The sequence below is a fragment of the Cytophaga sp. genome (genome assembly GCF_051961495.1).
Classification (GTDB): Bacteria; Bacteroidota; Bacteroidia; order Cytophagales; family Cytophagaceae; genus Cytophaga.
On the sequence record NZ_JBQCDF010000259.1, the window covers coordinates 1 to 7,686 of the forward strand.

7 protein-coding genes and 1 tRNA gene are annotated in these 7,686 nt (G+C 39.3%); 4 read left to right on the forward strand and 4 right to left on the reverse strand.

Annotation, left to right across the window (positions count from 1 at the left end; genetic code table 11):
- The 4 genes from ACTHJT_RS14475 to ACTHJT_RS14490 all read right to left on the reverse strand — a co-directional run.
- Positions 1–1,281 (reverse strand): adenylosuccinate synthase (locus ACTHJT_RS14475; protein WP_440239444.1); only part of this gene is annotated, 1,281 nt, incomplete at its 3' end.
- 4 nt (positions 1,282–1,285) lie between these two features.
- Complete coding sequence (locus ACTHJT_RS14480; protein WP_440239446.1) at positions 1,286–1,627, reverse strand: STAS domain-containing protein; 342 nt, start codon at positions 1,625–1,627, stop codon at positions 1,286–1,288.
- A gap of 56 nt (positions 1,628–1,683) precedes the next feature.
- A complete protein-coding gene (locus tag ACTHJT_RS14485) occupies positions 1,684–2,184 on the reverse strand; it encodes a Fur family transcriptional regulator (RefSeq protein WP_440239448.1) in 501 nt (166 codons plus the stop codon).
- Positions 2,185–2,223: 39 nt separating this feature from the next.
- Positions 2,224–4,422, reverse strand: a complete 2,199-nt coding sequence (locus ACTHJT_RS14490) for a RelA/SpoT family protein (RefSeq protein ID WP_440239450.1) — start codon at positions 4,420–4,422, stop codon at positions 2,224–2,226.
- Between the two features lie 254 nt (positions 4,423–4,676).
- Here ACTHJT_RS14490 and ACTHJT_RS14495 point away from each other — a divergent pair.
- The 4 genes from ACTHJT_RS14495 to ACTHJT_RS14510 all read left to right on the forward strand — a co-directional run.
- Positions 4,677–4,758 (forward strand) — tRNA-Leu (locus ACTHJT_RS14495).
- An 86-nt stretch (positions 4,759–4,844) separates the two neighbouring features.
- Entirely contained in the window at positions 4,845–6,185 is a 1,341-nt protein-coding gene (gene tig / locus ACTHJT_RS14500) for a trigger factor (protein WP_440239452.1), read from the forward strand.
- Positions 6,186–6,283: 98 nt separating this feature from the next.
- Positions 6,284–6,976, forward strand: a complete 693-nt coding sequence (locus ACTHJT_RS14505; protein WP_440239454.1) for an ATP-dependent Clp protease proteolytic subunit — start codon at positions 6,284–6,286, stop codon at positions 6,974–6,976.
- Between the two features lie 118 nt (positions 6,977–7,094).
- Positions 7,095–7,686 (forward strand): AAA family ATPase (locus tag ACTHJT_RS14510; RefSeq protein ID WP_440239456.1); only part of this gene is annotated, 592 nt, incomplete at its 3' end.

The following is a 7,686-nucleotide window of genomic DNA, read 5'->3' on the forward strand; positions in this document are numbered from 1 at the left end:
ACTGAAATCTTTGATCAATGTTTCTTTACGATCCGGACCAATAGAAATCAATGTAATCGGCAAACCTAATTCTTTTTCAATAAATGCAGAATAGTCCAGCAACTCTTGTGGTAAAGAGTCAAATGTTTCGCAATTTGATAAATCACGATTCCATCCTTTCAATGTTTTATATACCGGTGTTAATTCTTCCGTACACATATCATATGGAATAGTACTGACAACTTCACCGTTTTTTAATTTGTAGTGCGTACAAACTTTTAACTCAGCAAAATCATTCAACACATCAGCCTTCATCATCAATAAATGCGATACGCCGTTGATCATGCAGGCATACTTCAATGCAGGCAGATCCAGCCAACCGCATCTGCGCGGACGGCCGGTTGTTGAACCGAACTCCCTGCCCACCTGGCGAATCTTCTCTCCATCTGCATCGTTTAATTCTGTAGGGAACGGACCGCTACCTACGCGTGTGCAGTATGCTTTGAAAATACCGAATACATTGCCAATGTGTTTTGGTGCGATACCCAAGCCTGTACATGCGCCGGCAACCATCGTGCTCGATGAAGTAACAAACGGATATGAACCGAAGTCGATATCCAGTAATGAACCCTGGGCTCCTTCAGCTAGAATTGTTTTTTTGCTTTGAATAGCATCGTTGATGAAGTATTCACTATCTACCAGATTCATGGCACGTAAACGCTCCACATATTTGAAGAACAGTGCTTCTCGATCTTTCATCGCTGAATAATCATGTTTATGAAAATCCAGGATCTGCTTATGTGCATTTACAAGCTTGGTATATTTGTCCATGAAATCCGGACTTAAAATATCCCCTACGCGTAAACCCTGACGGGATACTTTATCGGTATAAGTTGGCCCGATGCCGCGAAGCGTAGAACCGATTTTACCTGCACCTTTAGAAGCTTCGTATGCTTTATCCAACTCCACATGAGAAGGCAGGATCAACGCTGCTTTTTTAGATATAAATAAATTTTTATTCAGATTTAAATTGAACGCTGCAAGTTTATCGATCTCTTTTTCGAATAATGCAATCACATCCAATACCAAACCATTTCCAATCAGATTGGTAATATTTGAACGGAAAACTCCGGATGGAATCTGGTGCAGCACTACATCATTGCCATCAAATTTCAAGGTATGCCCGGCATTAGGTCCGCCCTGAAAACGTGCAACATAATCATATTTAGGTGCCAGTACATCAACTACTTTACCTTTACCTTCGTCGCCCCACTGCAACCCTAATAATACATCAACTGCCATTTCTTTATTTTGTTAATCTCTTTAATGCTTCTTCTTCGGATTCAACAATCACGAAAATTGAATTCAGTTTTGTGATAATTAATAATTTTTTTATTTGTTCAGACGGGTTGATCAATACCAACTCGCCGCCTTTATTTCTGAACTTGGTTAATAAAGTGATCAATACACCAATACCGCTACTGTTCATATAACGAACCTGCGCCAGGTCAATGGCACAATGGCTGATGTTTTCATTCAATTTCTCACTAACCAGATCCATTAGCTCCAGGCCATTACTTTCACCTATCAAATCACCTTCAAGCTGAAGGAATAATATATTTTCCTTGATATAAGTATTGTATTTCATGTAAGTAAGAATTTATTATGACAGGTTATGAATTATAGAATCTAAATATTAGGCGCTTATACCTCTTTCGGGAATGTATTTGTTTTCGCTTCGAGGTTCTTCTTATTCTCGCAGGTAGAATTGGTGCAGTTTCCATACAGGATAAGGGAATGGTGCATCACATTAAAATGCAGCAACTCGCCTACCATGGTTTGTATATTATATACGCGGGGATCGCAAAACTCAACTACTTTGTGACAATCCGTGCAGATCAGGTGATCATGCTGGCGGTAGCCATAAGAACGTTCATACTGAGCCAGATTTTTACCAAACTGATGCTTGGTAACTAAATCACAATCAACAAGAATATCCAATGTATTGTAAACCGTAGCTCTGCTCACCCGGTAATTCTTGTTCTTCATGCTGATGTAAAGATTTTCTACATCAAAATGTCCAACACGAGTATATATCTCCTCAAGAATCGCGAAACGTTCAGGCGTTTTTCTCAAACTTTTATTTTCAAGATATGCTGTAAATATCTTTTTTACCTGCGATAATAACTCCTCTAATGTTGACATAGGTTTCAAATATACGAATAAAGGATTTCTTATTCCAAATCAACTGTTTATACGAGACACGCTAATAATGTCTGAAATCTCTTTCAGCTTGGAAATGAGCGTGTTCAAATGTTCGGTATCGTTTACAAATACCATCATGGTTCCTTCAAATATACCGTCATCGGTATCAATGGTAATGGAGCGGATATTCACTTTTAATTGGGTAGAAATTACCTTGGTTACATCATTGATGATACCCACACGGTCTGCCCCAACAATTTTCAAGCCGGTCAGGAATGCCAGCTCTTTCTGTGAAGTCCATTTTGCCTTTACAATCCGGTAACCATATTGAGACATCAATTCCACAGCGTTCGGACAATTGGTACGGTGAATTTTGATTCCTTCACTTACCGTAACAAAACCAAAAACTTCATCACCCGGAATCGGATTACAGCATTTGGCAAGATTGTAATCAATCTTATCCATCCCATCACCGATCAATACCATATCCTTATCGGATACTTTTACGGAAGTGGACTTTTTATCCGGTTCGGGTTCCGCTGGTCTTTTTGAAGGTTCCGGTTTTTTTTCAGGATCTTTCAGTCGTTTTAACTGACTCGGCTGAATAATATCTTTTGCTACATTATAATAGAGCTCTAATGGAGTCTTTACATTGAAAAGCAAAAGCATTTTATTGATTGTATCGTTGTTGAGCGGAATTTTCAGGTGGCCCAGCTTACGTTCCACCATCGCTTTGCCATCCTGGGCGATTGTTTTCTTCTCTTCCTTCAGCGATTCCTTGATCTTGGTTCTCGCTTTGGATGTCACCACAAACTTCAGCCAGTCTTCGGAAGGTTTCTGTTTGGCAGATGTCAGAATCTCGATCTGGTCGCCATTATTTAACTGATAGCTCAGGGGAACAAGCTTTTGGTTTACTTTAGCGCCCAGACAATGCTCGCCGATTTTTGTATGGATCTCAAAAGCAAAATCAAGTGCAGTGGCACCAAACTGCAGCGTTTTCAAATCCCCTTTTGGTGTAAAGACAAATACCTCTTCGCTGAACAAGTTTTGCCTGAATTCATTTACAAATTCAAGCGCTGAAAAATCGTTATTTTCAATCAGCTCACGTACTTTACGGATCCAGTCTTCAATACCGGAATCCTTCGCGGCTGATTTATTTTCTTTATACTTCCAGTGCGCAGCATACCCTTTTTCGGCGATATCGTCCATACGCTTAGTACGAATCTGAACTTCGACCCATTGGCCAGATTTGCTCATAACCGTTGTATGAAGCGATTCATAGCCATTGGCTTTCGGGGTACTTACCCAGTCTTTCAGACGATCAGGGTTCGGTTTATAAAAATCCGTAACAATGGAATAAGCTTTCCAGCAGACACTTTTTTCTTCCTCCAGTTCGGCATCCAGAATCAGACGAATGGCAAACAGATCATATACCTCTTCAAAAGGGATATTCTGCTGTTGCATCTTGGTATGAATGGAGTAAATCGATTTGGTTCTGCCCTTGATTTTGAACTTCAATCCTGCTCTTTTAAGTGGTAGTTCCAAAGGGGCAGAAAACTCCTTGGTTATCTTTTCCCGGGCAGCATTTGACTTGAGAACCTTATCCTCAATGAAATTATACCTTTCTGTATCTGTGTATTTTAAATAAAGATCTTCAAGTTCTGATTTAATAGCATATAAACCAAGTCTGTGTGCCAGCGGCGCATACAGATACATGGTTTCAGAAGCAATTTTCAACTGCTTATCGCGAGGCATACTTTCGAGCGTACGCATGTTATGCAAACGGTCGGCAAGTTTTACCAGGATTACCCGTACATCTTCTGACAGGGTGAGAATCATTTTCCGGAAGTTCTCTGCCTGCTGGGAACTTCCATGTTCAAATACCCCAGAGATTTTGGTCAGGCCATCTATAATCGTAGCGACCTTCGGTCCGAAATCCCGTTCCAGGTCGCGAAGCTCCAGATGCGTATCTTCTACTACGTCGTGCAATAAAGCGGCAACAATCGCAGTTGTACCCAGGCCGATTTCCTCAACGGCAATTTGCGCTACTGCCAACGGATGATAAATATATGGCTCACCGGATTTCCGGCGCATATCCTTATGTGCCTGCACCGATGTAAAAAAAGCTTTTTTTATGATTTTAGCATCCCCATCTTTTAAAATAGGCTTAGCAGCATGCAGCAATAAGCGGTATCTTTTAATTATTTCTTTATTTTCCTTTTCAACATCTACCAACATAAGCCAATCAGCTAAAGTATCTTATAGTAAGTTATAATTTTGAATTTCAAACAGTTTGTATTTGTCTGTCGTTACCTATAACACGATTACGGGTAAATAATGTTCTAGATACACAAATATAAAATTGATTTTTGGTTTCGTTGATAAATATTTTTTTTAGGAGAATAGTAGTTTTATCAAAAAAATGTTCTAAGTTTGCAATCCCAAATCGGAGATAACGGTTACGGAAAATACTTGGAAGAAGTATTTATTTTGCGGATGTGGCGAAATTGGTAGACGCACTAGACTTAGGATCTAGCGTCGCGAGACATGGGGGTTCGAGTCCCTCCATCCGCACATTACAAAAAGTTTCAAACCCTCGCCAATAACTATGGCGAGGGTTTTGTATTTCAAATCGACTAACACTTAAACATTCTATTACCTTGGAAATCGTATTAGACAAAAAAGGCTCTACAGCGGCTACTTTGAAAGTAACTGTTAAAGCCGATGATTATCAGCCCAAAGTCCAATCGAAGCTGAAAGAATATGGTAAAAAAGTTTCTTTGAAAGGATTCAGACAAGGAAAAGTTCCTACAAGTGTTATTGAAAGAATGTACGGCAAGAGTTTAAAGGTTGATGAAATCAATCAGCTTTTATCTGAGTCTGTAGGTAAGTATATCAAAGACGAAAAACTGAACATCATTGGCTACCCGCTTCCGGATCAGACACAGGCTGCTAAGATCGACTGGGATAACCAATCTGAATATGTATTCTCTTATGATTTGGGATTGATTCCTGAATTCAAATATGAATTGTCTGATAAAGTAAAAGTAACAAGATACGAGATTGAAACAGATCCGAAACGTGTTGCTGAAACATTAGACAACATCCGTCGCCAGCAGGGTAAAATGGATGAAGCTGAAGTTGTTGAAGAAGGTGATTACATCAATGGTGAAATGAAATCATTGACTACCGATTTCTCTACTACAACAATGATCCCTTCTGATAAAATTGCTAAAGGCGAATTGAAAAAATTCGTTGGCAAGAAAACAGGAGATGTTATTGAATTCGATATTGAAAAAGCATTCACAGATAAATCTTCTATTGCACATGTTACCGGCATGACAAAAGAAGAAGCTGAAACCACTTCAGGTAAATTCTCTTTCACTGTAACAGGTATCCGCCGTTCATTCCCGGCAGAGTTAAACCAGGAGTTCTTTGATAAGATCTTCGGACCGGGTGCAGTAAAATCAGAAGAAGAATTTAACCAGAAATTGGTTGAAACCATCAACAATAACTACACACGCGAAGCTGAAGTATTAGTTTCAAGAGATATACGTAAAGAATTCTTAGCCAATACGAAAGTTGAGATGTCGGCAGACTTCTTAAAGCGTTTCTTATTGGTAAACAACGAGGGTAAAATGACAACTGAGCAGATCGAAAAAGATCTTGATTTGTACCAGGATGATTTGAAATGGTTATTGATCCGTAACAAAATCGGTGAAGATAACGATGTAAAAGTTGAACATGCTGAAGTAATTGCAAGAACAAAAGAACTTTTCATGCAACAGTTCGGCGGCCTTACTTCCCTGTCTGAAGAGATGGACGAAACAATGAACAAGTTAGCGGATAACTATCTTGCATCTGAAAACGGAAAGAACTACAACAGAACGTTTGAAGAAGTTTATTATTCAAAAGTATTAAAGCTGATCGAATCTAAAATCAGTTTCATAACGAAAAAAATAAGTGTAGACGAATTTGAAAAATTAGTACAAGCAAACTAATTATTCACGATTTGTGTTACAACGTAAAGAAGTCCTTTGTAGAAAGGACTTTTTTTTTACATTTGTACCAATTATACTTATTTAAACACCTAACCAGAATGATAAATAGTAACGAATTCAGAAAATTTGCTGTAAAGGATCAGGGGATCAGCAGTCTTGTGGTTGATAGCTATATCAATCAAATTCACAGCATTGCGCCGAATTATATTGTTGGGATGACGCCAAATGTTGTGGAAGAACGCCAGATGCGTGCTACAGTAATTGACGTTTTCTCCCGTTTAATGGGCGATCGTATCATCTTTTTAGGTACCGGAATTGATGATTATGTTGCAAACGTGGTGAACGCGCAGCTTTTATTCCTGGAATCTGTAGATCCTAAGAAAGATATTATGATGTACATCAACAGCCCGGGCGGTTCTGTATATGCAGGTTTAGGTATTTATGATACCATGCACTACATCAATCCGGATGTTTCAACAACTTGCGTTGGTCTTGCAGCTTCTATGGGTGCAGTATTATTATGCGGCGGTGCTGCTAAAAAACGTTCTGCTCTTCCCCATTCAAGAATCATGATTCACCAGCCACTGGGCGGTGCTCAGGGACAAGCTTCGGATATTGAGATCACAGCACGCGAGATCCTGAAACTGAAAGCTGAACTTTATGCCATTTTAGCGAAACACTCAGGCAAAGACATCGAGACGATTGAAAAACATTCTGACCGCGATTACTGGCTAAAAGCTGCTGAAGCGAAAGAATACGGAATTATCGATGAGGTTTTGATAAAAAATTAAGCACATAAAGCTTATATTTGTACCAGGTAAAGCTTAAAGATCCCGTATCTTTAAGCTTTACTTCTTTTAATCTGATAAATAGCAATAACAAACTCAACCAAATTAAAAACTACACCAAGTGGCTCTACAAACCTGTTCTTTCTGCGAAAGACCTAAAAAGGAAGTATTGTTAATGATCACCGGTCTGCACGGAAATATGTGTGATAAGTGTATAACACAGTCATACCAGATCCTGCAGGAAGAATTAAAGCAAAAAGTCCATCAGGATCCTGCACCCAAGTTTAATTTAATTAAACCGGTGAAGATGAAAGAACACCTGGATGAATATGTGATTGGACAGAATGACGCTAAAAAAGTGATGTCTGTGGCGGTTTACAACCACTACAAACGTTTGATGCAGAAAAATACAGATGACGATGTTCAGATCGAAAAATCAAACATTGTTATGATCGGTGAAACCGGAACAGGTAAAACCTACCTGGCACGTACACTTGCCAAAGTATTACAAGTACCTTTCTGTATTGTAGATGCGACGGTTCTGACCGAAGCCGGTTATGTAGGCGAAGACGTAGAATCGATCCTGACCCGTTTACTGCAGGCGGCTAATTATGATGTTGAGGCAGCTCAAAGAGGAATTGTATATATTGATGAAATTGATAAAATTGCCCGCAAAAGCGATAACCCATCCATTACCCGTGATGTAAGCGGTG

What these genes read in the sequence shown, in the direction of transcription:
- ACTHJT_RS14480 (WP_440239446.1), bottom strand. Translation starts at nt 1,627, where the DNA reads ATGAAATACAATACTTATATCAAGGAAAATATATTATTCCTTCAGCTT.
- ACTHJT_RS14485 (WP_440239448.1), bottom strand. Translation starts at nt 2,184, where the DNA reads ATGTCAACATTAGAGGAGTTATTATCGCAGGTAAAAAAGATATTTACA.
- ACTHJT_RS14490 (WP_440239450.1), bottom strand. Translation starts at nt 4,422, where the DNA reads ATGTTGGTAGATGTTGAAAAGGAAAATAAAGAAATAATTAAAAGATAC.
- ACTHJT_RS14505 (WP_440239454.1), top strand. Translation starts at nt 6,284, where the DNA reads ATGATAAATAGTAACGAATTCAGAAAATTTGCTGTAAAGGATCAGGGG.